This window comes from Saccharopolyspora oryzae (assembly GCF_027853915.1).
GTDB lineage: Bacteria > Actinomycetota > Actinomycetes > Mycobacteriales > Pseudonocardiaceae > Saccharopolyspora > Saccharopolyspora oryzae.
This window is the reverse complement of the sequence record NZ_JAQGLA010000007.1, coordinates 86,737-111,083: the sequence shown is the minus strand read 5'-3', so window position 1 is coordinate 111,083 and position 24,347 is coordinate 86,737. Positions and strand designations below refer to the sequence as shown.

Annotated in this window: 26 protein-coding genes and 1 pseudogene; 25 read left to right on the top strand and 2 right to left on the bottom strand. The window is 68.9% G+C overall.

Translation table 11 applies throughout. From position 1 onward, the window contains the following. Window positions 1–116: 116 nt before the first annotated feature. The 22 genes from OU415_RS07245 (at window position 117) to hypB (ending at window position 16,323) form a co-directional block, all read left to right on the top strand. On the top strand, window positions 117–1,418 hold the full coding sequence (locus OU415_RS07245; RefSeq protein WP_270947802.1) for a S8 family serine peptidase: 1,302 nt from the start codon (window positions 117–119) through the stop codon (window positions 1,416–1,418). Between the two features lie 22 nt (window positions 1,419–1,440). Continuing rightward, complete coding sequence (locus OU415_RS07240; RefSeq protein ID WP_270947801.1) at window positions 1,441–1,677, top strand: hypothetical protein; 237 nt, start codon at window positions 1,441–1,443, stop codon at window positions 1,675–1,677. A 285-nt stretch (window positions 1,678–1,962) separates the two neighbouring features. After that, complete coding sequence (locus tag OU415_RS07235) at window positions 1,963–2,682, top strand: AfsR/SARP family transcriptional regulator (RefSeq protein WP_270947800.1); 720 nt, start codon at window positions 1,963–1,965, stop codon at window positions 2,680–2,682. A 368-nt stretch (window positions 2,683–3,050) separates the two neighbouring features. Then, window positions 3,051–3,788 carry an AfsR/SARP family transcriptional regulator gene (locus tag OU415_RS07230; protein ID WP_270947799.1) on the top strand — a complete coding sequence of 246 codons (738 nt, stop codon included), beginning with the start codon at window positions 3,051–3,053 and terminating at the stop codon, window positions 3,786–3,788. A gap of 373 nt (window positions 3,789–4,161) precedes the next feature. Then, window positions 4,162–5,049 carry a hypothetical protein gene (locus tag OU415_RS07225; protein ID WP_270947798.1) on the top strand — a complete coding sequence of 296 codons (888 nt, stop codon included), beginning with the start codon at window positions 4,162–4,164 and terminating at the stop codon, window positions 5,047–5,049. Next, window positions 5,046–5,543, top strand: a complete 498-nt coding sequence (locus OU415_RS07220) for a hydrogenase maturation protease (RefSeq protein ID WP_270947797.1) — start codon at window positions 5,046–5,048, stop codon at window positions 5,541–5,543. The genes OU415_RS07225 and OU415_RS07220 overlap by 4 nt, the downstream gene beginning before the upstream one ends. A 121-nt stretch (window positions 5,544–5,664) precedes the next feature. Continuing rightward, window positions 5,665–6,702 carry an NADH-quinone oxidoreductase subunit B family protein gene (locus OU415_RS07215; RefSeq protein ID WP_270947796.1) on the top strand — a complete coding sequence of 346 codons (1,038 nt, stop codon included), beginning with the start codon at window positions 5,665–5,667 and terminating at the stop codon, window positions 6,700–6,702. A gap of 22 nt (window positions 6,703–6,724) precedes the next feature. Continuing rightward, complete coding sequence (locus OU415_RS07210; RefSeq protein ID WP_270947795.1) at window positions 6,725–8,494, top strand: nickel-dependent hydrogenase large subunit; 1,770 nt, start codon at window positions 6,725–6,727, stop codon at window positions 8,492–8,494. Window positions 8,495–8,496: 2 nt separating this feature from the next. Then, complete coding sequence (locus OU415_RS07205; RefSeq protein WP_270947794.1) at window positions 8,497–9,015, top strand: nitrogen fixation protein NifU; 519 nt, start codon at window positions 8,497–8,499, stop codon at window positions 9,013–9,015. A 5-nt stretch (window positions 9,016–9,020) separates the two neighbouring features. Next, a complete protein-coding gene (locus OU415_RS07200; RefSeq protein ID WP_270947872.1) occupies window positions 9,021–9,656 on the top strand; it encodes a DUF5947 family protein in 636 nt (211 codons plus the stop codon). Then, window positions 9,640–9,843 carry a hypothetical protein gene (locus OU415_RS07195; protein ID WP_270947793.1) on the top strand — a complete coding sequence of 68 codons (204 nt, stop codon included), beginning with the start codon at window positions 9,640–9,642 and terminating at the stop codon, window positions 9,841–9,843. Before OU415_RS07200 ends, OU415_RS07195 begins: the two co-directional genes overlap by 17 nt. Next, window positions 9,840–10,478 carry a DUF6084 family protein gene (locus OU415_RS07190; RefSeq protein ID WP_270947792.1) on the top strand — a complete coding sequence of 213 codons (639 nt, stop codon included), beginning with the start codon at window positions 9,840–9,842 and terminating at the stop codon, window positions 10,476–10,478. Before OU415_RS07195 ends, OU415_RS07190 begins: the two co-directional genes overlap by 4 nt. Next, window positions 10,475–11,086, top strand: coding sequence for a hypothetical protein (locus OU415_RS07185; RefSeq protein WP_270947791.1), 612 nt, complete (start codon window positions 10,475–10,477; stop codon window positions 11,084–11,086). Before OU415_RS07190 ends, OU415_RS07185 begins: the two co-directional genes overlap by 4 nt. Then, entirely contained in the window at window positions 11,076–11,207 is a 132-nt protein-coding gene (locus OU415_RS07180; protein ID WP_270947790.1) for a DUF6893 family small protein, read from the top strand. Before OU415_RS07185 ends, OU415_RS07180 begins: the two co-directional genes overlap by 11 nt. Window positions 11,208–11,296: 89 nt before the next feature. Then, a complete protein-coding gene (locus tag OU415_RS07175; RefSeq protein ID WP_270947789.1) occupies window positions 11,297–11,917 on the top strand; it encodes a D-sedoheptulose-7-phosphate isomerase in 621 nt (206 codons plus the stop codon). Further along, a complete protein-coding gene (locus OU415_RS07170; RefSeq protein WP_270947788.1) occupies window positions 11,914–12,129 on the top strand; it encodes a hydrogenase assembly protein HupF in 216 nt (71 codons plus the stop codon). Before OU415_RS07175 ends, OU415_RS07170 begins: the two co-directional genes overlap by 4 nt. Continuing rightward, window positions 12,126–12,824 carry a D-sedoheptulose-7-phosphate isomerase gene (locus tag OU415_RS07165; protein ID WP_270947787.1) on the top strand — a complete coding sequence of 233 codons (699 nt, stop codon included), beginning with the start codon at window positions 12,126–12,128 and terminating at the stop codon, window positions 12,822–12,824. The genes OU415_RS07170 and OU415_RS07165 overlap by 4 nt, the downstream gene beginning before the upstream one ends. Continuing rightward, window positions 12,802–13,071, top strand: coding sequence for a HypC/HybG/HupF family hydrogenase formation chaperone (locus tag OU415_RS07160; protein WP_270947786.1), 270 nt, complete (start codon window positions 12,802–12,804; stop codon window positions 13,069–13,071). The genes OU415_RS07165 and OU415_RS07160 overlap by 23 nt, the downstream gene beginning before the upstream one ends. An 11-nt stretch (window positions 13,072–13,082) precedes the next feature. After that, window positions 13,083–14,210 (top strand): hydrogenase formation protein HypD, encoded by a 1,128-nt coding sequence (gene hypD / locus OU415_RS07155; protein ID WP_270947785.1) that lies wholly within the window; start codon window positions 13,083–13,085, stop codon window positions 14,208–14,210. After that, a complete protein-coding gene (hypE, locus tag OU415_RS07150) occupies window positions 14,207–15,304 on the top strand; it encodes a hydrogenase expression/formation protein HypE (RefSeq protein WP_270947784.1) in 1,098 nt (365 codons plus the stop codon). The genes hypD and hypE overlap by 4 nt, the downstream gene beginning before the upstream one ends. A 2-nt stretch (window positions 15,305–15,306) precedes the next feature. After that, a complete protein-coding gene (locus OU415_RS07145; protein ID WP_270947783.1) occupies window positions 15,307–15,636 on the top strand; it encodes a hydrogenase maturation nickel metallochaperone HypA/HybF in 330 nt (109 codons plus the stop codon). Beyond that, a complete protein-coding gene (hypB, locus tag OU415_RS07140; protein ID WP_270947782.1) occupies window positions 15,637–16,323 on the top strand; it encodes a hydrogenase nickel incorporation protein HypB in 687 nt (228 codons plus the stop codon). A 55-nt stretch (window positions 16,324–16,378) separates the two neighbouring features. On the opposite strand, the gene hypF is transcribed toward hypB, so the two are convergent. Then, a complete protein-coding gene (gene hypF / locus OU415_RS07135) occupies window positions 16,379–18,646 on the bottom strand; it encodes a carbamoyltransferase HypF (protein WP_270947781.1) in 2,268 nt (755 codons plus the stop codon). 49 nt (window positions 18,647–18,695) lie between these two features. Here hypF and OU415_RS07130 point away from each other — a divergent pair. Then, a pseudogene (locus OU415_RS07130) lies at window positions 18,696–18,955 on the top strand (galactonate dehydratase); the annotation flags it as partial. 27 nt (window positions 18,956–18,982) lie between these two features. On the opposite strand, the gene OU415_RS07125 reads toward OU415_RS07130, so the two are convergent. After that, the gene (locus OU415_RS07125; RefSeq protein WP_270947780.1) at window positions 18,983–20,656 is read right to left on the bottom strand and encodes a GntR family transcriptional regulator; all 1,674 of its coding nucleotides are present in this window, start codon (window positions 20,654–20,656) and stop codon (window positions 18,983–18,985) included. A 141-nt stretch (window positions 20,657–20,797) separates the two neighbouring features. On the opposite strand from OU415_RS07125, the gene OU415_RS07120 reads away from it, so the two are divergent. Then, window positions 20,798–22,858 (top strand): NADH:flavin oxidoreductase, encoded by a 2,061-nt coding sequence (locus OU415_RS07120; protein ID WP_270947779.1) that lies wholly within the window; start codon window positions 20,798–20,800, stop codon window positions 22,856–22,858. An 85-nt stretch (window positions 22,859–22,943) separates the two neighbouring features. Beyond that, the gene (locus OU415_RS07115) at window positions 22,944–24,314 is read left to right on the top strand and encodes an MFS transporter (RefSeq protein ID WP_270947778.1); all 1,371 of its coding nucleotides are present in this window, start codon (window positions 22,944–22,946) and stop codon (window positions 24,312–24,314) included. Window positions 24,315–24,347: the final 33 nt, after the last annotated feature.

Below are 24,347 nucleotides of genomic sequence, written 5' to 3'. Positions count from 1 at the left end.
GCCCAGAGGCGCTCGGGCGGACGCGGGACCCGTGCCCCCTCATCACGCACCTGATCCGGCAGCCACGCCGTCGACAGCTTCACCGCTGTCGGCGCAGGAAAAGCTGAGGACACGCCATGACGAACACATCCGGAGATCCGGCCGAGAACAAGCTCGACGCAACGCCTGATGAACTGCTGGAGGCCAATCGCGAGCGCGGCGACGGGAGCTTCGAGACGGGCCGAATGATCGCAACGTTCAGGGCAGGAGCCTTCGACGAAGGAGTTCACTCGCTCCGCGCCGCTGGTTTGCGGGTCGTCGACGCGCGAGATTTCGCCGGCCAAGTCGTCGCGGCTGCCGAGCTCGAACAGGCAGACGCTCTCGCGCTCCCGCTGGTCGGAGCCGCAATAGTGACCGGTACGGCAGCTGCGGCCAGCGGTATCTCGGCTCAGTCGGACTACGCCCAGGAAAGCCCGATCGCGGTGTCCCAACCGGAGCGGTTCGCGTCCGTCACGCAGGCGGCGGCTGACGGCACTTTTTCGGAGTACCTGCGCGGTTTCGTCCAAGCGGCGGAGACGATCGCCCGAGGTTTCCGCGGCACCTCGCCGCAGGTCGATGAGGCGCAGGTGCAGGTTCTCGGCGCGACGTGGGGCCTGCTCACCTGCCAAGTCCCGCAGAGCGCGCAGACCGGCGGTGGCATCTCGGTGGCGGTCCTCGACACCGGCCTGGACCTCGCCCACCCGGACTTCGCCGGCCGCCAGGTCACGAGCGAGACCTTCGTCGGGCAGCCGGTGCAGGACTTGTACAGTCACGGAACGCACTGCACCGGTACCGCGTGCGGTCCGGTAGATCCGCCCGACAGCACTCCGCGATACGGGATCGGCGACCAGGCCTCCATCTTCCCCGGCAAGGTCCTGTCGAATTCCGGAACCGGCGCCACCGGCAGCATTCTGGCTGGGATCAACTGGGCCATCGCCAACGGATGCGAGGTCATCTCGATGTCCCTCGGCGGGAGGTCTTCGGTGCAGGCCGCCTACAGCGCGGCGGGCGAGGCTGCGCTCAACAGCGGTCTGCTGATCGTCGCGGCTGCCGGAAACGATGGTGCTCAGACCGGTGCTCCCGCCAACTCACCGAGCATCATGTCGGTCGCTTCGCTGGATCAGGACACGTTAACGCCATCGAGCTTCTCCAACTTCGGGAAGATCGATATCGCCGCGCCCGGCCGGGACGTGTTTTCGTCGGTGCCGATGCCGGCGCGCTACGCCACGATGAGCGGAACGAGCATGGCCACACCGCACGTGGCAGGTTGCGCGTCCCTCTGGGCGCAAACATCGCCGAACCTGCGCGGGATGGACCTGTGGCGGAAGCTCGTGAGCACTGCGAAGTCACTTCCGCAACCAGCGTCACGCGTCGGGGCCGGGCTGGTCCAGGCCCCGTGATCGAGCTGAAGGGGGATGGACGTTGACAAGACGCGGGTGGGTCATCACCGCTTCGATCGACCGGGATCTGGCGGAGATCGCCGCGGCTCTTGCTGCGCTCGGGTTCACCGACATCCAGGTGCACGATCGAATCGGCGTGCTCGTCGGTACTGCTCCGGAGAACGTCGTGGACGACGTACGTGAGATGGACGGTGTCGTGGACGTTTCCCCTGAGGGGCAAGTTGATGCAGGTCCTTTCGACGCACCGACCAGCTGGTAGGCCAGCTGGTCCAAACGGCCCGCGAGCTACCGTGGAACCTGTTCTGATGGTGTTTTCGGAAATGTCGCCGGCGCGCTGCTGAACCGTCGCCTGCTTGTTCTTCCCCGCGACGTCGACCACGGCCGACATTCGGCTTCCCGCGGAGGAGGAGCAGCGAAGAAAGGTGCTCGTCATGTCGGAGCGACGCGACGGCAACGCATGAGATATGCGAATGGAACGTCGACCCGACTGAGCGGAAACGCGCTTCCGGCTGCGTGGGACAGGATTGGACTCCACAGTGCCGATATGGGAGAACCGCGGAATGACATCACCCTTGGGCTGCTGGGAGGCTTCAAGCTGGCCTGCGGAAACGGGGTCTTGCTGCCCAGAGGTGCGCAACGCCTGTTGGCGTTCCTCGCGCTGCAGGACGATGGCGCACCCCGGGTGACAGCCGCTGAACGCCTTTGGCCGGACTGCTCGCCTGATCGCGCGGCGAGCAACGTGCGGTCAGCCCTTCACCACGCCAAGCAAGCGGGTGGACAGCTGATCGACAGGATCGGCCCGCGGCTGCAACTCTCACCCGCAGTCCGCGTGGACCTGAATGAGGTGTGGCAGCGAGCGAATCGGCTCTTCGAACCCGACACCGCTACCCACCTGCCGAATAGCAGCAACGGAATCGTCAACGATTTGTGCCGGGAGCTGCTCCCGGACTGGTCGGATGACTGGGTGCTCGCCCACCGCGATCGTTGGGACCAGTTGCGCATGCATGCGCTCGAGGTCTTGGCCCGGCACTCCCTTGAAAGGGAGGAGTACTCGGCCGCGCTGCAAACAGCCTTGACGGCGGTCACCATCGATCCGATCCGGGAGACCGCGCATTGCATCGTGATGGAAATATACATTGCGGAAGGAAATTTGGGCAACGCGCTCAAGCACTTCCAAAGCTACCGGTCGGTGTTGCACCGGGAAATCGGAGCCGCGCCCTCGCGGCGGATTACTGAACTGGCACGCGATCTGATGCAGAACTGAACGTGCGGCGATCTTTCCGTTGTTCTGGCCGGCAAATCCGGGGTGTCTGTCCAGCTGGTTCGGTGGCCGGTGCTGGTGCACTGATCGGCGCCTGCTGAGCGAGGACTCGTCCGTCACGTGGGTGTGACGGAAGCGTTCTTATGGCGTGCCCCAAGCGCTTTCAGCGGGACCGGTGACTCCGGTTTCCACGAACACCGTGCAGCACCGGCTTCCTCGTGACGCAACGTCGCGACGATGCGCACCGGACGCTGCCGCGACACACGAAGGACGTGGCAGGCACGTCGGCATGGGCGATCTTGGAACCGTGCGGGCAACATTGTGGCGGTCTGCCAAGCGGCAGCCGCCGAACACCGGTTCTGGGGGTGGCTATGGGTCCGACGCCCAACGGTGCGCACGTCACGCTGCTCGGAGACTTCGAGTTGGCCGTCCACGGGGAGCGGATCAAGCTTCCGCGCGGTGCCGAGCGATTAATCGCCTTCCTCGCGCTGCACGACAACGTGCGGGTTCCTCGGATTCGGGTGGCCGAGGAGCTGTGGCCGGACAACTCGCTGCGCCGGGCCCTGGCCAACGTCAGGTCCGCCTTGTGCCAGGGACACCGTTGCGGCGACACGACGATCATCGAGCGCGACGGTGCGCGCCTCGGCTTGGAACCGTCGGTCAGCGTGGACCTCCGTGAAATCCTGGACTGCAGCCAGCGAATCAACGACGAAGGGTGGTGCGGGCCGAACAACTCCGAACGGGAAAGGCTGATCGCGATGCTGGGCAGCGAACTGCTGCCCTCCTGGACCGACGACTGGCTCGCGCTGGAACGCCAGCGGTGGGACCAGGTCCGGTTGCACACGCTCGAGACCTTCGCGCGCGAACTCCTTGCCAGCGAGCACTTTCTGGGGGCCATGCACGCTGCGCTCTCGGCCATCGCGATCGCATCGATGCGGGAAACCGCGCACCGGGTGCTGATCGAGATCTACCTCGCCGAAGGCAACCCCGCCGACGCAGTAGCGCACTACCGCCGCTACCGCGCCTCCCTCCAACGCGAGCTCGGCCTTTCACCGTCGCCGAGGATCACCCGGCTGGTCAGCGGACTCTTCCCGTCCCGACGCCCGTGAACGGAGAACGCGATGCGCTCACCGAGCGGGCGCGCTCGACCGAAACCCGTTCTCGTCAGCACGGATGATGTGCCAGATCGTTTCGCTGACATTTTGCCAGGTCGCTATCGCCGTTGGAATTTCACATCGGATGAGGAAAAGGGTCGTCCGTTTGAAATTTCGGCATAGCACGAGTCGAAACGCTCATCCAGAAAAAAGGGGTGATCAGCGCTGGTTCCCCGGCACTGCGCTCAACGCGTGATCCCGTCGATCCGATGGTCGGCCGGCGAGCCGCAGGCGGTGCCACGCGTGCGGGTTTTTGATCGCGCAGATCGGTGCGGATCGGCTGACACTGCAAGCGGATTGACGTACCGGTGCCGGACGGAGTGGACCCATGGGCGTGGACGCGGCGCGCGCGGTAGCCGACGCGGTGTTGTTCGAAGGCTATCTGCTGTACCCCTACCGGGCGTCGGCGGTGAAGAACCGGATGCGCTGGCAGTTCGGCGTGCTGGCACCGCCGGGCGAGCAGTCCGAGCCGTCCAGCGCTCGAACGGAATGCCTGTTCGCCGCGGAACCCGGTGCGGAACTGGACGTCCTGGTGCGCTGCTTGCACCTGCGCACCCGCAAGGCCGACCCGGACTGGGATGAAGGCGATCTCCAGGAGATCGGCGCGACGGTGGCGGCGGATGCGACCGGGGAAGTCCCGTTCGAACTGCCGGGCGGGGAGGACGAACGGGAGAGCTGGCTGCCGCTGCGGGGGACGATCCGGATCAGCACGACTCCCGTCGGACACGGCCTGCGGCGCCTGGCGGTGGTGGTCGAGAACAGGACGTCCTGGCATCCCGGGTCGACCACGCGTGCGGAGATGTTGCGGTGCTCCCTGGTTTCGACCCACGTCGTGCTCGCCCTGCGCGGAGGGCAGTTCGTTTCACTGCTCGACCCGCCCGAGCACGCCCGCGAGGCCGCGCGGAGGTGCCGGAACGAGCACACCTGGCCGGTTCTGGTAGGCGAACCGGGGGAGCGCGACGTGGTGCTGTCCGCCCCGATCATCCTCTACGACTACCCGGCCATCGCGCCGCAGAGCCCGGGGGATCTGTTCGATGCCACGGAGATCGACGAAATCCTCACCCTGCGCACGATGACCCTCACCGACGACGAGAAGCGGGAAGCGAGGGAAACCGACCCGAAGGCCGCCGCGATCATCGACCGCGCCGAGCGGCTTTCCGCCGAGGAGCTCTCCCGGCTGCACGGCGCGATCCGCTACCGAGGAGACCGGAAATGACGAGGCCGCTGCGGATCCTGGTCGCAGGAGTGGGCAACGTGTTCCTGGGCGACGACGGTTTCGGGGTCGCGGTCGCCGACCGGCTGGCCCTGGACCCGCCCGCGGGAGTGCGGGTCGAGGACTTCGGAATCCGGGGCGTGCACCTGGCCTACGAGCTGATGAACGGCTACGACGTGCTGATCCTCGTCGATGCGATGGCGCGGGGTGCGGCACCGGGAACCGTTTCGGTGGTCGAACCCGACCTCGACGCGATCGAGCCCTCGTCCGGGGTGGAGGCCCACGCGATGAACCCGGATCAGGTGCTCGCCTGCTGCAAGGGACTCGGCGTGCGGCTGAACCGGGTGCTGGTGGTCGGCTGCGAGCCGGAGGACTGCTCGTACCGGTGGGGACTCACCGACCGGATCGCGGCGTCGGTGGACGCGGGTGCGAGCACCGTGCGCGAGCTCGTCGCCGGTTTGGTCGAGACGTGGCAGAAGCCGGCCGGCCGGGCATGATCCTGCTGCTGCACAACGCCATCGGCCTTACGGTGGCGACGGGCCTCGCCGCCGCTGTCGGCCGTCAGGGGGAGCCGGTGTCACAGGGCGGCCGGCGGGAACCGAAGATCCGGGGTGACGTATGAGCAGCACTGCGTCCGCGCCGTCGAACCTCGACGAGGTCCACATCCTCTGGACCTCGGAGGGAATGAGCTGCGACGGCGACACTGTGTCGGTGACCAACGCGACGCTGCCCAGCATCGAGGACGTGGTGCTGGGCACGGTTCCGGGGATACCGAAGGTGCACCTGCACAACAAGGTCCTGGCCTACGAGACCGGTGCGGACTTCATGGCCGCGTTCCACCAGGCCGACCGCGGCGAGCTGGGGCCGTTCATCCTGGTGGTGGAGGGTTCGATCCCGAACGAGCGGATCAACGGCAAGGGCTACTGGACGTCCATGGGCAACGATCCGGAGACCGGCGAGCCGCGCACCCTCAACGAGTGGCTCGACCGGCTGGCGCACAAGGCGTGGGCCGTGCTGGCGGCCGGAACCTGCGCCACCTACGGCGGAATCCACGCCATGGCGGGCAACGCGACGGGCTGCATGGGGCTGGCCGACTACCTGGGGGCGGACTTCCGCTCCGCCGGTGGGCTGCCGATCGTCAACGTGCCCGGGTGCCCGGTGCAGCCGGACAACTTCATGGAGACGCTGCTGTGGCTGCTGCACCAGGCCGCCGGGCTGGCGCCCACGATCCCGCTGGACGAGCAACTGCGTCCGACGTGGCTGTTCGGCAAGACCGTGCACGAGGGCTGCGACCGCGCCGGCTACTACGAGCAGGCCGACTTCGCCCACGACTACAACTCGCCGAAGTGCCAGGTGAAGATCGGGTGCTGGGGTCCGGTGGTCAACTGCAACGTGACCAAGCGCGGCTGGATGGACGGCATCGGCGGCTGCCCGAACGTGGGCGGGATCTGCATCGGCTGCACGATGCCCGGATTCCCGGACAAGTTCATGCCGTTCATGGACGAGCCGCCGGGCGGCGGTCTCTCGTCGAAGTTGCTGGGCGCGTACGGCCCGTTTGTCCGGACCATGCGCGGGATCACCAACCGCAGTGCGAACCGGGAACCGAAGTGGCGGCACAACCGGGCGAAGCTGACCAGCGGCTACGAGCCGCGTTGATCGAAGCGGAGGTAACGGCCGGATGAGTGCGGAGCAGCGGAACCTCGTCGAGGTGGAGTTCGATCCGATCACGCGGATCGTCGGCAACCTCGGCATCTACACCAAAGTGGACTTCGACAACGACGAGGTCGTCGAGTGCCGCAGCACCTCGTCGGTGTTCCGCGGCTACAGCGTGTTCATGAAGGGCAAGGACCCGCGCGACTCCCACTTCATCACCAGCCGGATCTGCGGGATCTGCGGGGACAACCACGCGGTGTGCTCGATCTACGCGCAGAACATGGCCTACGGCGTGAAGAGCCCGCCGCTGGCCGAGTGGATCGTGAACCTGGGCGAGGCCGCGGAGTTCATGTTCGACCACACCATCTTCCAGGACAACATGGTCTTCGTCGACTACTGCGAGAAGATGGTGTCGGAGACCAACCCGTCGATGTTGCGGCGGGCCGAGCAGACCGAAGCGCCGCGCGGGCACATCCACGGGTACCGGACGATCGCCGACATCATGCGGTCGTACAACCCGTTCGAGGGCGAGACGTACAAGGCCGCGCTCGCGGTGTCGCGCGTGACCCGGGAGATGTGCTGCCTCATGGAGGGCAGGCACGTGCACCCCTCGACGCTCTACCCGGGCGGGGTCGGCACGGTCGCCACCCCGCAGCTGTTCACCGACTACCAGGTGCGGTTGGTGCGGGTGCTGGACTTCATCAAGCGCGCGGTCGCGATGAACGACGACGTGTTCGACTTCTTCTACGAGGCGCTGCCCGGCTACGAGGAGGTCGGCCGGCGCCGCACGATGCTCGGCTGCTGGGGATCCTTCCAGGACCCGGACGTCGTCGACTACGACTACCGGAACATGACCGAGTGGGGCCGCGCGATGTACGTGAGCCCGGGGATCGTGCTCGACAACGAGCTGCTCACCACCGACCTCGTCGAGATCAACCTGGGCATGCGCATCCTGCTGGGCAGCTCCTACTACGAGGACTGGGTGAACGAGCAGACCTTCGTCCAGCAGGACTCGCTGGGCAACCCCGTCGACCAGCGCCATCCCTGGAACCAGACGACGCTGCCCCAGCCGCAGAAGCGGGACCTCGACGGCGGCCGGTACAGCTGGGTGATGAGCCCGCGCTGGTTCGACAAGCGCACCGGGGACCACCTGGCGCTGGACACCGGGGGCGGCGCGATCGCGCGGCTGTGGGCGACCGCGCTGGCCGGGCAGGTCAACACGCCATACGTGCGGTCCACCGGGCACAGCGTGCAGATCGACCTGGGAAAGGGGCAGTCGACGTCCGAGATGCAGCTGGAGTGGACCCCGCCGCGGTTCCCCAACACGCTGGAGCGCAACCGGGCCCGGATCTACTTCGTCGCCTACGCGGCCGCGATGGCGCAGTACTTCCTGGACCGCGCGCTGGCGGAGGTGCGCAGCGGCAACACCAAGGTGTTCGAGGACTTCGACGTCCCCGACGAGGCGATCGGGGTCGGTTTCCACGAGGCGGTTCGAGGTGTGCTGTCGCACCACCTGGTGATCAAGGACGGGAAGATCGCCAACTACCACCCGTACCCGCCGACGCCGTGGAACGCCAGCCCGCGCGACAGCTACGGCACGCCGGGGCCGTACGAGGACGCGGTGCAGGGGATGCCGATCTTCGAGGAGAACGGGCGCGAGGACTTCAAGGGCATCGACATCATGCGCACGGTGCGCAGTTTCGACCCGTGCCTGCCTTGCGGCGTGCACATGTACCTGGGTGGCGGGCGCGTGCTGGAGCGCACGCATTCACCGATGTTCGGCGCGGGTGCCTGACCATGCCTCGCGACGACGAGCAGGTCCGCGACGAGATCGAGCGCGCTGAGACCTTGCTGTCCGACCTGGGGCCCGGGAACGAACCGGTCGCCGGGGCGCACGCGATCGAGGCGGTGCAGGCCGTCGTGGGCCTGTACGGGGAGTGCCTGGCGCGGATGGTGGAGCGCGCCGGTCCCGACCTGGTGCGCGAGTTCGCCCGCGACGAGCTCGTGTCGCACCTGCTGCTGGTGCACGACCTTCACCCGGTCGGTGTCGAGGACCGGATCGGCGAGGCCTTGGCCGAGGTGCGGACGGCGTTCGGCGCCGAGTCGCTCCGGCTGCTCGACGTGCAGGCGGGTGTGGCGGTGCTCGAGGTGGCGGTCCGGGGTTGCCAGTCCACGGCGGCGCAGCTGCGCGGATCCGCGCGGGAGGTGGTGCTGGCGGCGGCGCCCGAACTCGACGACGTCGAGATCCGGGCCGTGGCACCGGAGCCGTCGACCGTGATCCCCGTCGAGGACCTGTTCCCGGTCGGGGAGCGGTGAGCGCGATGCCCTCGACGCTGCGCGAGTTCGCCCACCGCCGGACCCGGACACCGACCGGATCGGCGCAGCGCTGCGACCTCTGCTCGGACGAGCTGGCGGACCAGCACCGCCACGTGCTCAACACCGAGACCGGGGCGCTGTCGTGCGCCTGCCCGGCGTGCGGTGTGCTGTTCGACCACCACGCCGCCGGCGGCGGCCACTACCGGCTCATCCGGTCGCGCCCGCGGCTGCTCGCGGAGTTCGAGCTGGACGACGTGCAGTGGGCGAGCTTCGGCATTCCCGTCGGGCTGGCGTTCTTCGTGCACCGCGACGCGGACGACCGGGTCACCGCGTTCTACCCGAACCCGGTCGGCACCATGCGGTCCGACGTCGATGCCGACAGCTGGCGGCGGCTGGTCGCAGCGAATCCACGACTGTCCGCAATGGACAGCGATGTCGAGGCGCTGCTGATCGACCGGCTGCACGACGTGACGTCGGCGTGGCTGCTCCCGCTGGACGAGTGCTACCGGCTGGTGGCCCTCCTGCGCACGCACTGGCGCGGCTTCAGCGGTGGCAGCGAGGTCTGGCGTCAGGTCGACGAGTACTTCGCACGCCTGCGAGAAGGCGGATCCCGAGGAGGCACGCATGATCGAAGTCGGTGAACCGCAGGTGCGCCGCGACGCTCCGGCGCACCTCCGGGGCGTTCCGCAGGGCAACAGCGTCGGGAACTACGAGCGCCAGCCGGGTCATCGGCCGGACGGAACTTCGACGGCTCGCAGGTCCACCGGGATCTGCGCGGGCCGGCGGGACCCGATCCTGTCGTCGATGCCGAACCTGTCGCCGGCATGACCGCACCGGAGCTGTCCTTCGCCATCACCGGGGCGGAACCGGCACGCCTGACCGCGGTGCCCGCGCTGCACTTCGAGCTCGACATCCACCGGACCAGCGGCGGCCCGGTGCGCTCCATCACGCTGACCACGGCGATCCGCATCGCCCCGGCCCGCCGCCGCTACGAGCGTGCGGAGCGGGACGAACTCGCCGAGCTGTTCGGCGCCCCGCAGCGCTGGGCGACGACGCTGCGCCCGCTGCCCTGGACGCGGCTGACCACGGTCGTCGGCCCGTTCACCGACCGCGTCGCGGTGCCGCTGCCGGTCGCCTGCACCGATGATGTCGAACTCGCCGTCGCGAAGTACTTCCACGCGGTGCGAAGCGGTCCGGTACCGCTGGACTTCCTGTTCAGCGGCACGATCTTCCACCTGGGGCCGGACGAACGGCTGCGGACCACGCAGATCGACTGGTCCCAGGAGGCCACCTTCGAGCTCGCGGCGCAGCGGTGGCACGAGGCCCTCGGCGACACCCGTTGGGTGCGGATCACGCGCAGCAGCTTCTCACGCCTGCACGACTACCGGCGTGCCCGCGCCTTCGGCACCTGGGACGAGGCGATCGCCTCGCTGTTGCGCGACGCCGAGCAGGACGCGTCGTGACCGTGCCGGACGTCGGGACGCGGGTCAGGCTGCGGCCGTCCCGGCGGGCCGACATCGTCGACCTCGCGCTCGCGGGCAAGCTAGCCGAGGTAGACGGCGTCGAACACGGCGCCGACGGCCGGGTCTACGTGGCCGTGTCGCTGCTCGGCGACACCGCGGTGGACCTCGGCCCGATGAGCCAACTCGGCCACCGCTTCTTCTTCGACCCGGAAGAACTCGAACCGCTGCCGGGAGGCAGCGCGCGCCGGGTGCTGGTCGCTGGTGCGGGCGACGGCTTCAAGCCCGCTGAGCGAGGCGTGGGCGCGGTCGTCGAAGCCCTTCGCGGACGCGATCTCCCGCCGGGCGTCCGCGTCGCGGACTTCGGCCTCCGGCGGCACGATCTGCTGCGCGCGCTGGAGGACTACGACGCCGCGGTCCTGCTGTCCGCAGAACTGGGGCCGGGTGAACTCGGTCCACCGCCCGCGTGGTTGGAGCCGGGTTGCGCGCAGATCACCGCGGTCGGTTGCGGTGCGGAGATCGAGGACCGCGTGCTCGGCGTCGTGATGTCCGTTGTGGACGATCTCGTGGAGAACGCCGGATCGAGGGAAGGGGTCGGCGATGAAGGATGAGAAGTGCACTTCGCGCAAGGCGGTCTGCGCGGTGTTCGGAGCGCTCGCCGTGGTCGCGCTGGTGGTGCTCGTGCGGGAATGTCCCGCACTGGCCCGATACCTGAAGATGACCCGAATGTGATTGCCGGACAAGCAGATCGAGTTGTTGCGACATCGGGACGCCCTTAGCGTGGGTGCGCCCGCACGACTGCTAGTGAGGATGTGACCTCGATGCCGTGGTCCGAAGAAGTCGCGGCGCGCGCCGTCGACGAGATCTTCGAGCGACGGGTGCCACCGCTGCAGGCGCTGGTGGGTGACGCCGAGCGGGTCGCGCGGGCGTGCCACGCGATGGCCACCCGGTTCCACGCGGGCGGCAAGCTCATCGTCTTCGGCAACGGCGGGCCGAGCACGGACGCCCAGCACGTGTCCGTGGAGTTCGTGCACCCGGTGATCGTGGGCAAGCGGGCCCTGCCGGCGATGTCGCTGACCGCCGATGTCGCGACCGTGACCGGGGTGGCCATCGGCGAAGGCATGGACGAGGTGTTCGCCCACCAGCTCCGCTGCCTCGCCGACCCGCAGGACATCGCGCTGGGCCTGTCCACCGACGGGAACTGCGGGAACGTCCGCCGCGGCCTGGCCGAAGCCCGGCGGTTGGGGCTGCTCACCGTCGGTCTGGCGGGCGGCGACGGCGGCGGCATGGCCGACGACGCGGTCGACCACGTGCTGATCGCGCGGTCCCGGGATCCCCGCGTGGTCAAGGAAGTGCACGTGACCACGTACCACGTCCTGTGGGAGCTGGTGCACGTGTTCTTCGAGCACCCGGGAGCCCTGCGGCAGGCGGTGAGCGCATGAACGCCGAGGAGCGGGCCTGCTCCGGGGACTCCTGCGTGACCTGCTCGGACGAGGCCGTGCAGGTCCGGGTGCTGCGGCTGCTGGACGACGAGTTCGCCGCGGTGGCCACCGAAACCGGTGAGGAAGTGGTCAGCATCGCCCTGGTCCCCGCTGGTCCTGGTGACGTGGTGCTGGTCCACGCCGGTGAGTCGATCGCGATCGTGGAGGGGTGAGCACCTTGGATGCGGACACCGATGCCGTCGCATCGCTCTACCCGTTCCTGTCGACCTCGGACGGTGACGTCGACGCGGTGCTGGACGAGGTGCGCAAATCCACGGAGGACAAGGCGCGCGAGATCATGGGCCTGCGCGAGCAGGTCAAGAGCCGCTATCGCGCCGAGATCGTCGCTTGCGCCTCGGCGATGGCCGCGCGCTTCGCCGCCGGCGGGAGACTGCTGACCTTCGGCAACGGCGGCAGTTCCACCGATGCCCAGGACCTGGCCAGCCTGTTCCTCAGCCCGGGGCGGTCGGCGCGCCCCCTCCCAGCGATCGGGTTGACCAGCGACATCGCAGTGGTCACCGCCCTGTCCAACGACATCGGCTTCGACGTGGTGTTCGCCCGCCAGATCGGTGCCTTCGGCCGCCGGGGCGACATCGCGGTCGGCCTGTCCACCAGCGGCAATTCCGCGAACCTGCTGGGCGCCTTCGCGGAGGCCGCGCAGCGCGGCCTGCTCACCGTGGGCATCGCCGGTGACAAGGGCGGGCGGATGGCGGAATCCGAGCACGTCGACCACCTCTTCGTGGTGCCGTCGGCGTCGGTGCACCGCATCCAGGAAGCGCAGACGACGCTGTACCACGCCCTGTGGGAGATGACCCTGATGGCATTGGGATCGGGAGGAGCCGCCGATGTGCCTGGCGATCCCCGGTGAGGTCCTGGAGATCCTCCCGGACCGGCCGGACCTGGCCAAGGTCGAGGTCAGCGGCGTGCGCCGCAACATCAACATCAGCCTGCTCGACCCGCCGCCGGAGCCGGGCGAGTGGATCCTGATCCACGTCGGCTTCGCCTTGTCCACAGTGGATGAGCATGAAGCCCGTGCGGTGCTGGAGTTCCTGGAGGGACTGGGGCAGACCTACACCGACGAGATCGACGCGCTGCACGATTCGCGCATCGAGTGACTGGGGGACCGATGCGATTCGTCGACGAGTACCGGGACGCGGACAAGGCGCGGGCGCTGGCGGCCGAGATCGCCGCGCTGTGCGAGCCGGGACGCCAGTACAAGTTCATGGAGGTCTGCGGCGGGCACACCCACACCATCTACAAGCACGGCATCGAGGACTACCTGCCGGAGAACGTGTCGTTGGTCCACGGGCCGGGGTGCCCGGTGTGCGTGATCCCGATGGGGCGGGTGGACGACGCCATCCACATCGCGCGCCAACCCGACGTGCTCATGACCTCCTTCGGCGACATGATGCGAGTTCCGGGCAGCGCCGGGAACTTCTTCGACTCCAACGCCGAGGACACCAACATCCGCATGGTGTACTCGCCGTTGGACGCGCTGAAGCTCGCCCGGCAGGACCCCGACCGGCACGTGGTGTTCATGGCCATCGGGTTCGAAACCACCGCGCCGTCGACGGCGATGACGCTGCTGCGCGCCGAGCAGGAGGGCTTGGAGAACTTCTCCGTCTTCGGCAACCACGTGACGATCATCCCGGCCATCAAGGCGATCCTGGACTCCCCGGACCTTCGGCTGGACGGGTTCCTCGGGCCGGGGCACGTGTCCACGGTCATCGGCTGCCGGCCCTACGAGTTCATCGCCCGCGACTACGGCAAGCCCGTGGTGGTCGCGGGTTTCGAACCGCTGGACATCATGCAGTCGATATACCTGCTGCTCAAGCAGTTGGCGGAGGGGCGCTGCGAGGTCGAGAACCAGTACAAGCGCGTGGTGCCCTGGGAGGGCAACAAGACCGCGTTGGCGGCGATCGCCAAGACGATGGAGCTGCGCCCGTACTTCGAGTGGCGCGGGCTGGGCTTCATCTCCCACTCCGCGCTGCGGCTGCGCGACTCTTACGCGGAGTTCGACGCCGAGCGCCGCTTCGACCTGCCGGGCGTGCGGGTGGCCGATCCCAAGTCCTGCCAGTGCGGTGAGGTGCTCAAGGGCGTCCTCAAACCTTGGGAGTGCAAGGTGTTCGGCACCGCCTGCACCCCGGAGACGCCGATCGGCACCTGCATGGTCTCGCCGGAAGGCGCTTGCGCGGCCTACTACAACTTCGGGCGGTTCAGCCGGGAACGGGTCAAGGAGGCGAGCCGGACGTGAGCACCGAACACCAGGCGGGCCTGAGCGATCCCGAGCAGCAGGTGCTCGACCGCATCGAGCGGGCCCGCCGCCGCAAGCCGAAGGTGCGGGAGGAGCGGATCACCCTCGCGCACGGCTCCGGCGGGAAGGCCACGCAGACCCTCGTCGAGGCGGTGTTCCTGGAGGCGTTCCGCAACGAACTGCTGGAACCGCTCGAAGACGGCGCGGAACTGCCGGTGGACGGCCACCGGTTGGCCTTCACCACCGACTCGTTCGTGGTGTCCCCGCTGTTCTTCCCCGGTGGCGACATCGGCGACCTGGCCGTCAACGGCACGGTCAACGACCTCGCGGTCTCCGGTGCGACGCCGCGTTACCTGTCGGCGGGTTTCCTGCTGGAGGAGGGTTTCCCGGTCGCCGACCTGACCCGAATCGTCGAATCGATGGCGGCCGCTGCGCGGGCGGCCGGCGTGCAGGTGGTGACCGGCGACACCAAGGTCGTGCAGAAGGGCAAGGCGGACGGCTGCTACATCAACACCTCGGGCGTCGGTGTGCTGGCCACCGGCCACCGTCTCGGGATCGGCACGCCGCGCCCGGGCGACGCCGTCCTGGTCTCCGGGCCGATCGGCGATCACGGGGTGACCGTGATGCTCGCCCGCGGTGAGCTGGACATCGACTCCGACGTGGTCTCCGACACCGCACCGGTGCACGGGCTGGTCGCGGACCTGCTCGCGGCGGTGCCGGAGGTCCGGGCGCTGCGCGACGCCACCCGCGGCGGTGTCGCGACGGTGCTCAACGAGATCGCCCGGGCTGCGGAGGTGGCCGTGGTCGTGGACGAGGCCGCGGTCCCGGTGCGGGCCGAAGTCCGCGGTGCGTCCGAGCTGCTGGGGATCGATCCGCTGTACGTGGCCTGCGAAGGGCGCATCGTCGCGGTCGTCCCCGGGGAGCACGCGGAGGCGGCGCTGGCGGCGATGCGCTCGCACCCGCTGGGGGAGCAAGCCGCGCTGATCGGGCGGGTCGGGGACGATCCACCGGGCCTGGTGCTGCTGAACACGACGTTCGGCGGCACCCGGATCGTTGATCTGCTGGTGGGCGATCCGCTGCCGCGGATCTGCTAGCCGTGCACGAACTCGGCATCACCGAGAGCATCGTGGACGCGGTGCTGGAGGCGGTCGAAGACCCGGTGATCACGTCCGTCCACCTGGAGATCGGGCGGCTTTCCGGCGTGGTGCCGGATGCGATCCGGTTCTGCTTCGAGCTGGTGGCCGACGGAACCCGGCTGGCGGGCGCGCGCCTGGACGTCGTCGAGCCCGCCGGGCGCGGTGAATGCCGTTCGTGCGGGGCGGAGGTCGAAATGGACGACCTGCTCGCGCGCTGCTCGTGCGGCAGCGTGGACCTCGCGGTGGTCGCCGGGCAGGAACTCCGGATCAAGGCAGTGGAGGTGGCTTAGATGTGCGGCACGTGCGGCTGCGATGAGGACACGTCCCGAACGGTCGTCCTCGAACAACGGGTGTTGGCCAAGAACGACGGTCTCGCCACCGGGAACCGGGACCTCCTGCGGGCCAAGCGCATCACCTTGATCAACCTGATGAGCTCGCCCGGCTCCGGCAAGACGAGCCTGCTGGCCCGCACCGCGCGCGAGTTCGGCGGAGCGCCGGTGGCGGTCATCGGGGGCGATCAGGAGACCGGGCTCGACGCGGCCCGCCTGCGCGAGAGCGGTTGCCCGGTGGTGCAGATCAACACCGGCACCGGCTGCCACCTGGACGCCACCACGGTGGCCGACGGGCTGCGTGCGCTGGAGCCGCCGGACGGATCGGTGGTGTTCGTCGAGAACGTCGGGAACCTGGTGTGCCCGGCGCTGTTCGACCTCGGCGAGAGCGCCCGGGTGGTCCTCGCCTCGGTGGCGGAGGGGGAGGACAAGCCGCTGAAGTACCCGCACATGTTCCGCTCGGCGGATCTGGTGCTGCTGAACAAGATCGACCTCCTGCCGCACCTCGACTTCGACGTGGACCGCTTCGTCGAGGCGGCGGCGGAGGTCAACCCGCGCGCCCAGGTGCGGCAGCTGTCGGTATCGACCGGGAGGGGCGTCGACGACTGGTACGCCTGGCTCACCACCCAGGACGTCTCGGGACCGTGAGTACTTTGGGTTGCCATAGCAGCCCAAAGTACTCACGGGCGTCCGGGGCCAAGCGCTAAAGCCGTTGTCGGCACAGGGCCCCTGCGATGGCGGCTTGTCCCAGGCTGATGCCGCCGTCGTTGGCCGGGACCTGGGAGTGCAGCAGCACTCGGAAGTCCTTGCGGCGCAGCATTTCCACAACGCGGCGCAGCAGCAGCACGTTCTGGAAGACGCCGCCGGAGAGCGCAGCGGTGCCGATTCCGGTCGACTGCCGGAGCCGGACGCAGACCTCCACCACGGCGGCCGCCAGGCCGTTGTGGAATCTCGCCGCGATCACCGGCACCGGCGTCGCGGCGCGAAGGTCCTCCACGACCGAACGGACCAGGTCCGCCCCGCGCACCCGCAGCACCGGACCGCCGCTGATCGACACCGGGTAGCACCCCGGTTCGCCGTCGGCGGCCAGCTGTTCCAACTCGATCGCCGCCTGGCCCTCGTAGTTGATCGCATCCCGCACTCCGACGATCGCCGCCACGGCGTCGAACAGCCGCCCGGCGCTGGAGGCCGGCGGCGCGTGGTGGCCGTCGCGCGCCAGCGCGGCCACTTCCGTCCACTTCGGATTGCGCTGCAGCACTTCGAGGTCAGCGCGCAGGAGGTCGCTCTCGGCCAGGTAGGAGACCGCTGTCCGCCAGGGCTGCTTGATGGCCGTCGTCGCCCCCGGCAGCGGAACCGCCTCCAGGTGGCCCAGCCGCCGGAAGCCGGTCAGGTCTGCGACCAGGAACTCCCCGCCCCAGATCGAGCCGTCGGTGCCGTAGCCAGTCCCGTCGAACGCCACCCCGAGCACCGGGCCCTGCTCGCCGTTGTCGGCCAGGCAGGACGCGATGTGGGCGTGGTGGTGCTGCACTCCGATCAGCTCGACGTCGTCGAGCGCCACGGCGTACTTCGTCGACAGGTACTCCGGGTGCAGGTCGTGGGCGACGACCTGCGGCTCGATGTCGAAGAGCTGCTGGAAGTGCGCGATTCCGCTGGTGAACGACCGCAGCGTCGCGTAGTTCTCCAGGTCGCCGATGTGGTGGGACGGGATGACGTGTTCGTCCTTGCCGACGGCGAAGGTGTTCTTCAGCTCGGCGCCGCAGGCCAGCACCGGTCGGGGGAACGACCACGGCAGCACCACCGGTTCCGGGACGTAGCCCCGGGACCGCCGCACCAGCATCGGGCGCCCGTCGAAGACCCGGGTCACGGAGTCGTCGGTGCGGATGTGGATCGGCCGGTCGTGCGCCAGGAAGGCGGTGGCGACCTCGCCCAGCTGCTCCAACGCGTCGTCGTCCAGGTAGGCGATCGGCTCATCGGAGATGTTCCCGCTGGTCAGGACGATGGGGTGGGGGAATCGGCGGAGCAGCAGGTGGTGCAGCGGGGTGTAGGGCAGCAGGACGCCGAGCTGGCGGTTCCCGGGCGCGACGCCCGGTGCGATCGGGGCCCCGGGTAGCCGGTCGAGCAGCACGATGGGCCGGTGCCTGGAGGTGAGCAACGCCTGCTCGGCGTCGTCGATCGAGCACAGCGCACGCGCCTGGTCGACCGATGCGACCATGACCGCGAAGGGCTTGTCCTCGCGGTGCTTGCGCTTGCGCAGCATCGCCGCCGCATCACCGCTGGTCGCGTCGACGGCCAGGTGGTAGCCGCCCAGCCCCTTCACCGCGATCACTTCGCCGCGCGTCAAGGCCGCTGCCGCTTCTTCCAGGGGATCACCCTGCCGGGGCAGGCCATCGCGGTCGGTGAACCGCAGCCGCGGACCGCAGTCGGGGCAGCACACCGGCTGGGCGTGGAAACGGCGGTTCGCCGGATCGTGGTACTCCTCTTCGCATCGGGGGCACAACGCGAATCCGGACATCGTGGTGTTCGGGCGGTCGTACGGCACGTCCCGCACGATGGTGAACCGCGGTCCGCAGTTGGTGCAGTTGGTGAACGGGTAGCCGAACCGCCGGTCCCCGGGATCGGCGATCTCGTCCGCGCAGTCGGCGCACGTCGCGGCGTCGCTGGCGATCATGGTCGCCCGCTGCCCGGCAGCGTCGCTCTCGACGATCCGAAACCCCGCTTCCGGCGGGCCGGCGGCATCGGTGACCGAGATCCGCGCGACGTCGGCCAGCGGCGGGGCCTCCTCCCGGAGCCTGCGGAGGAATTGCCGCACCTCCGGCGCCGCGCCCGCCACCTCGATGAACACGCCGTGCACGTCGTTGCCGACGTGTCCGCTCAAACCCAGGTCGGTCGCCAGCGAGTAGACGAAGGGGCGGAAACCGACGCCCTGCACGATTCCCGCAACCCGAACGCGTTTCCTGACGGAGTCGTCCACCGCACCAGTCTCGACCGGCGAATCCCCAGTCGCATTCGCTGTTTCCCCGATGCCTGGCAGCTCGACAAGCGCCGTCCCGCCCCGCTGGCTGTTCCTGAAGATCGAAACGGACGAGGGCATCACCGGCTGGGTGAACCCGTCGTCGAAGGCCGCGCTGCCACGGTCGCCACCTGAGTGCAGGAGCTGTCGGACTACCTGATCGGTCGGGACCCGCCGCGGATCGAGGACCACTGGCAGGTCCTGACCAGGGGCGGCTTCTACCGGGGTGGTCCGGTCCTGTCCAGCGCGGTGGCCGGCATCGACCAGGCGTAGATGAACGCGGGCGGCGGTGACCTCTCAGGTTCGTCTGCTGGCGGGCGCTGCTGGCGCGCTGATGGTCAGCCACAGCTCCAGATCGAAGTCCTCCTCGGGCAGCTGGGCGACCATGTATCGGACGGCGTGTTCCAGCTTGGCCCGCCACAGCAGGGCGGCGTCCTCCGGCGACCGGTTCCGCAGCGCCTCGAAGATCGCGGTGTTGTCGCGGACGATGCGATCGGGGGAGTACGCGTAGTCCAGGCCGAGGATCGAGATGAACATGCGCAGCTGCATCGCGAGCCGGTTGAAGTGCAATGCCGTGCGCGGCAGCCCAGCGGCATCGGCCATGGCGTCCTGGAACGCCAGATCGGCCTCCGCTGCCTCGTCCAAGCTGCCGCCGCGCGCCGTTGCGCGGACGTTCGCCAGCGCGGTCGCGAGCGGGATCAGAGCAGCGGGTTCGCGGGTCGCCAACCGCCGCACCAGCAGCCCTCCCAGCGCGGTGCGCGCCGCGTAGGTCTCCAGCACGTCGGTCGCCTGCATCTGCGGGATCGCGGCGCCGCGGTTGGGCAACAGCTCCAGGAGTCCGTCCTCGGCCAGCACCCGCAACGCGTCCCGAATCGGTCCGCGAGAGATTCCGAGCCGATCCGCCAGCGGCGCTTCCTTGATTCGCTCGCCCGGTTGGAACTGGCCGCCCACGATCGCCTCGCGCAGCGCTTGAGCGACCTGATCCGCTAGCCGTTGCCCGCTTCCTGCGTGCGGCTCGTCCCCGCCACGGACCTTCTGCGCATGTGACCCATTAATCCACCCCCATTCGGTGATCCAGGTGAATTGCTGGTCCTTGCGGTGGGCCCAGGCGTGCAGCTCCGACCGCAGCCCGGCGATGTCGTCGAGTGCGAGGGTGGGGGAATCGAGTGCCTGCTCGACGTAGGCGCGCCAGTCGGATTCCGCAGCCGCCCGGACGATTCGGCACCGGGACCGCCGCCGGAGCAACCGTTCGGTCGCCAGCCCCGCGTCACTGGAGCCGATGATCAGAACGATGGCGTGACCTGCTGGAACGGCGCGGTCGAGCGCGGTCAGGAACCGCGACAGCCCGCTCGTCGCGCCGGTCTGGCCGGAGGCGATGGTCGTGGTCGCGGCGAACATGGTCTGCACGCTGTTCCGCACGATCGCGGCCCTGCTCGGCACCTCGTCCGTGCGGGCGGGGGCCGGGGAATCGCTGCCGGGGCACAGGGCGAGCACGCGGACGACCGGATCGAGGTGCACCCCGGCGAGATGGCGGAACGGTTCCGCGGCAGCAGGAATCGGCGCGGTGGGCCTGGGCCAGAGCGAGCGGCAGATCCGGCTCACGGAGCTCTGGCTCAAACCGGTTGCCGCCGCCAGGGACCGGGTCGACCAGGCCGTTGCCGAGAGCGGGCGGGTCAGCAGGGTTTGCACGACCAGGTCCGCGCCATCCGCCTTCGGTCGTCCGGTGCGGACCTGGTCGTGCAGGCCGTCCAGGCGGCATTCGAGGAAACGGGATCGCCACAACCCGACCGCATCGCGGGACAGGCCGAGGCTGCGCGCGGCCTCGGAGATCGTCGGGTACTTCTCGCAGGCCAGCACGATTCGCGCGCGCAGAGCCAGTGCCTGGGGCGTGTTCCTGCCCTGCGTCCACTGGACGAGTGTTGCGCGCTCAGCTGCGGTCACCGTCAGCCGGCACCGAGGACGACCAGCCATCGCCCAAGTGTAGGGCTCACCATGACTCAGAATCGGCTATTTGAGCCGATTGTTCGACAGACTGTTGTCAACAATTTCGCTTGTTCGCATACTTGCTCGCCATCTGCGCTTGACGCGGCGGACGTGGAGGAGCTGGCCTGCATGCACCCGATCAGCGATGGCGAGACGAACTCGGACGACCCCCTGCTAACCACGTTCCGGCTCAAGAACCTGACGCTGCGCAACCGGATCGTCAGCACCTCGCACGAACCCGCGTACGGCGAGGGCGGTATGCCGACCGACCGGTATCGCGCCTACCACGTGGAGAAGGCCCGCGGCGGAGTAGCGCTCACGATGATCGGCGGGAGTGCCGCCGTCAGCGTTGACAGTCCGCCGTCGTTCGGCAATCTGAGCATGTACGACGACGGAATCGTGCCCTGGCTGCGGCGGCTGTCCGACGAGGTGCACGCCGAGGGGGCGGCCGTCATGACGCAGCTGACCCACCTCGGTCACCGCACCAGCCACTTCTCCGGGCCGTGGCTGCCCACGGTCTCGGTCAGCAATCTCCGCGAACCCGCGCACCGGTCGTTCACCAAGGAAGCCGAACCGCACGACCTCCGCCGGATCGCGGCCGACTTCGCGGCTGCGGCGGTCCGCAGCCAGGCCGGTGGCCTCGACGGCGTCGAGCTGGAGGCCTACGGGCACCTGCTGGACAGCTTCTGGTCGCCGGACCTGAACAAGCGGACGGATTCCTACGGCGGCTCGTTGGACAACCGGCTCCGCTTCCCGATCGAGGTGATCACGGCCATCCGCGAGGCGGTGGGCCCGGACTACGTCCTGGGCATCCGGATGTCCTTCGACGAGCTGCGTCCCGGCGGCCTGGAGCTGGACGAGGCGCTGGAGATCGCCCGTCGCATCACCGAAGCGGGTATCGACTTCATCAGCGTCATCCGGGGGCACATCGTCACCGAAGCCGGTCTGTCCCGAGTCATTCCGCCGATGGGCGAGCCGTCCGCTCCCCACCTGTCCTTCGCCGGTCTCGTCCGGCAGCAGGTGGCGGTGCCGGTGATGCACGCCGCCGGGATCTCCGACGTGGCGACCGCCCGGCACGCCATCGCCGACGGGCAGCTCGACCTGGTCGGGATGACCCGCGCGCAGCTGGCCGACCCGCACCTCGTCGCCAAGCTGCGGCGAGGGGAGGAGGACCGGATCAGGCCGTGCGTCGGTGCGAGCGTGTGCATCGACTCGCTGTACACGGGGGAGCCCTCGTACTGCGTGCACAACGCTTCCACCGGGCGGGAACTCCGCTTGCCGCACGACGTTCCGGTCGCCGAGAACCGCAAGGCGGCCGTCGTGATCGGCGCGGGCGTGGCGGGGCTGGAGGCCGCACGGGTGCTCGCCGAGCGCGGGCACGACGTGACGCTCTACGAGGCCGCCGACCAGCCGGGCGGGCAGTTGCGGCTGGCAGCGATGGCGCCTCGGCGGGAGAACCTGATCGGCATCGTCGACTGGCGGGTCGCCGAGTGCGAGCGGCTGGGCGTGCAGATCAAGCTCAACCACCTGGTCGAGGCTCGCGAAGTGCTCGACGCGGATCCGGACGTCGTGCTGGTGGCGACCGGTGGGTTGCCGAACACCTCGTTCCTGCGGTTCGGGAGCGAGCTCGTGCACGACACCTGGGACGTGCTCTCCGGTGCGGTGCGGCCGGGAGGTTCCGTGCTGGTCTACGACGACCACGGTGCGCACCCCGGCCTGGACGCCGTGGAGGCACTCGTGCAGGCCGGAGCCGACGTGGAGTGGGCGAGTCCGGAGCGGACGGTGGCAGTCGACGTCGGCAGCGTGAACGCCCCGCCCTACCTGCGGACCATGGCGAGCAACGACGTGCGCATCACCCTGATGCGCCGACTGGTCGGGGTGGAACGCGAAAACGGCAGGCTGAAAGCCACTTTCGTCAGCGACTCGGCGGATCGAACGTGCACGCGGGTCGTGGATCACGTGGTGGTCGAGCACGGCACCCTGCCGAATGCCGAGCTCTACCACGAACTCCTGCCGCATTCCTCGAACCTCGGCGAAATCGCCCTCCACGACCTGCTGGAACTCGCCGAACAGCCGCTGGGGCCCAACGCGGACGGCCGGTTCCAGCTCTTCCGGATCGGCGATGCCGTCAACAGCAGGAACGTGCACTCCGCCGTGCTCGACGCGTTCCGGTTGTGCTTCGCCCTCTGAACCCCAAGCTCGCGATCCACCTCCGGTCAGGCGCGAAATTCCCTGCACCAGCCGGACTCGTCGTTCGGCAGCAAGGAGAAGTTCCATGAGCACCGCGATCATCGACGATGCCCCGTTCGGTCGGTTCCACAAGAAGATGTTCCTGCTGACCTCCGGCGGTCAGTTCATCGACGGCTATCTGCTCAGCATCATCGGCGTGGTCGTGCTCGGGATGAGCAAGGACCTGGGCATGACGGCGAGCGAGGAAGGTCTGGTCGGCGCGGCCGCCCTGGTCGGACTCTTCATCGGTGGTCTCATCTTCGGCCGTCTCACCGACCGGATCGGGCGGCAGCTCCTGTTCACCCTGCACTTCATCGCGATCGCCGTGGCGTCGATCGCCTCGACGTTCGTCACCGACCCGACCCAAGTGGTGCTGCTGCGGGTGGTCATCGGAATCGCTTTGGGCGCCGACTACGCCATCGGCAGCTCGCTGCTCTCCGAGTGGTTGCCGCGGACGCAACGAGGCCGGGTGATGGGCATGCTCATCATGGCCTGGTTCGTCGGGGCCACCGCCGCGTACCTCGTCGGCTACGCGCTGATCAGCCTGCTCGGTGACGAAGCGTGGCGCTGGGCGCTGGGAAGTGCGGCGGTGCCGGCGATCATCTTCACCCTCGCCCGCATCGGCACGCCGGAATCCCCGCGCTGGCTGATCAACCGCGGCCGAGCGGACGAAGCGCACGCCGTGCTGCGCCGCGTCTACGGGGATGCCGCGACCCCCGAAGCCATCGGGGAGTTGGCCTCCGACGAGCAGGCGCGCGGAATCGGCGTGTTCGACGTCTTCCGCGGTGACTACCTCAAGCGCATGGTGTTCGTCTGCTTGTTCTGGCTGCTGCAGATCGTGCCCCTGTTCGCCATCTACAGCTTCGGCCCCACGATCCTGGAGGCTTTCAAGCTGTCCGGCGGCAACGCGTCGATCATCGGGTCGGCCTTGATCAGCCTTCTCTTCCTGCTCGGGTGCGTACCGGCACTGCGGTTGATCGAGACGCGGGGGCGTCGGCCGCTGGTGGTGTGGTCCTTCGCGCTCATGACCGTGCCGCTCGCGGTGCTGGGATTCGCGCCGTCTGCTCCGGTGGGTGTGGTGCTGGTCTGCTTCTGCGCTTACGCGCTGTTCTCCGGCGGGCCCAGCATCCTCGAGTTCATCTACCCCACGGAACTGTTCCCGACCGAGATCCGCGCTACGGCAGTGGGAATCGGCACGGCGGTCAGTCGCGTGGGGGCCGCGATCGGCACCTACCTGCTGCCCATCGGCTTGGACCGGATCGGCGTGGGAGCCACCATGCTGATCATGGCCGCGATCACGCTCGTCGGGTTCGTGGTGTCGGCCGCAATGGCACCCGAGACGCGCGGCCGGCGCCTGGTGGATGTCAGCGGGGGCGCGGCAGTCCCGCAGCCAGCTGAAACGACTCGAGCCAGCTGACGCGCACCGACCACCATCCGACTCCACGGCGAG

Bases quoted from the DNA above. Each gene is read 5' to 3' on its own strand.
- OU415_RS07245 (WP_270947802.1), top strand. From the start codon at position 117: ATGACGAACACATCCGGAGATCCGGCCGAGAACAAGCTCGACGCAACG.
- OU415_RS07235 (WP_270947800.1), top strand. From the start codon at position 1,963: ATGGGAGAACCGCGGAATGACATCACCCTTGGGCTGCTGGGAGGCTTC.
- OU415_RS07230 (WP_270947799.1), top strand. From the start codon at position 3,051: ATGGGTCCGACGCCCAACGGTGCGCACGTCACGCTGCTCGGAGACTTC.
- OU415_RS07225 (WP_270947798.1), top strand. From the start codon at position 4,162: ATGGGCGTGGACGCGGCGCGCGCGGTAGCCGACGCGGTGTTGTTCGAA.
- OU415_RS07220 (WP_270947797.1), top strand. From the start codon at position 5,046: ATGACGAGGCCGCTGCGGATCCTGGTCGCAGGAGTGGGCAACGTGTTC.
- OU415_RS07215 (WP_270947796.1), top strand. From the start codon at position 5,665: ATGAGCAGCACTGCGTCCGCGCCGTCGAACCTCGACGAGGTCCACATC.
- OU415_RS07210 (WP_270947795.1), top strand. From the start codon at position 6,725: ATGAGTGCGGAGCAGCGGAACCTCGTCGAGGTGGAGTTCGATCCGATC.
- OU415_RS07205 (WP_270947794.1), top strand. From the start codon at position 8,497: ATGCCTCGCGACGACGAGCAGGTCCGCGACGAGATCGAGCGCGCTGAG.
- OU415_RS07200 (WP_270947872.1), top strand. From the start codon at position 9,021: ATGCCCTCGACGCTGCGCGAGTTCGCCCACCGCCGGACCCGGACACCG.
- OU415_RS07195 (WP_270947793.1), top strand. From the start codon at position 9,640: ATGATCGAAGTCGGTGAACCGCAGGTGCGCCGCGACGCTCCGGCGCAC.
- OU415_RS07190 (WP_270947792.1), top strand. From the start codon at position 9,840: ATGACCGCACCGGAGCTGTCCTTCGCCATCACCGGGGCGGAACCGGCA.
- OU415_RS07180 (WP_270947790.1), top strand. From the start codon at position 11,076: ATGAAGGATGAGAAGTGCACTTCGCGCAAGGCGGTCTGCGCGGTGTTC.
- OU415_RS07175 (WP_270947789.1), top strand. From the start codon at position 11,297: ATGCCGTGGTCCGAAGAAGTCGCGGCGCGCGCCGTCGACGAGATCTTC.
- OU415_RS07170 (WP_270947788.1), top strand. From the start codon at position 11,914: ATGAACGCCGAGGAGCGGGCCTGCTCCGGGGACTCCTGCGTGACCTGC.
- OU415_RS07160 (WP_270947786.1), top strand. From the start codon at position 12,802: ATGTGCCTGGCGATCCCCGGTGAGGTCCTGGAGATCCTCCCGGACCGG.
- hypD (WP_270947785.1), top strand. From the start codon at position 13,083: ATGCGATTCGTCGACGAGTACCGGGACGCGGACAAGGCGCGGGCGCTG.
- hypB (WP_270947782.1), top strand. From the start codon at position 15,637: ATGTGCGGCACGTGCGGCTGCGATGAGGACACGTCCCGAACGGTCGTC.
- OU415_RS07125 (WP_270947780.1), bottom strand. From the start codon at position 20,656: ATGGCTGGTCGTCCTCGGTGCCGGCTGACGGTGACCGCAGCTGAGCGC.
- OU415_RS07120 (WP_270947779.1), top strand. From the start codon at position 20,798: ATGCACCCGATCAGCGATGGCGAGACGAACTCGGACGACCCCCTGCTA.
- OU415_RS07115 (WP_270947778.1), top strand. From the start codon at position 22,944: ATGAGCACCGCGATCATCGACGATGCCCCGTTCGGTCGGTTCCACAAG.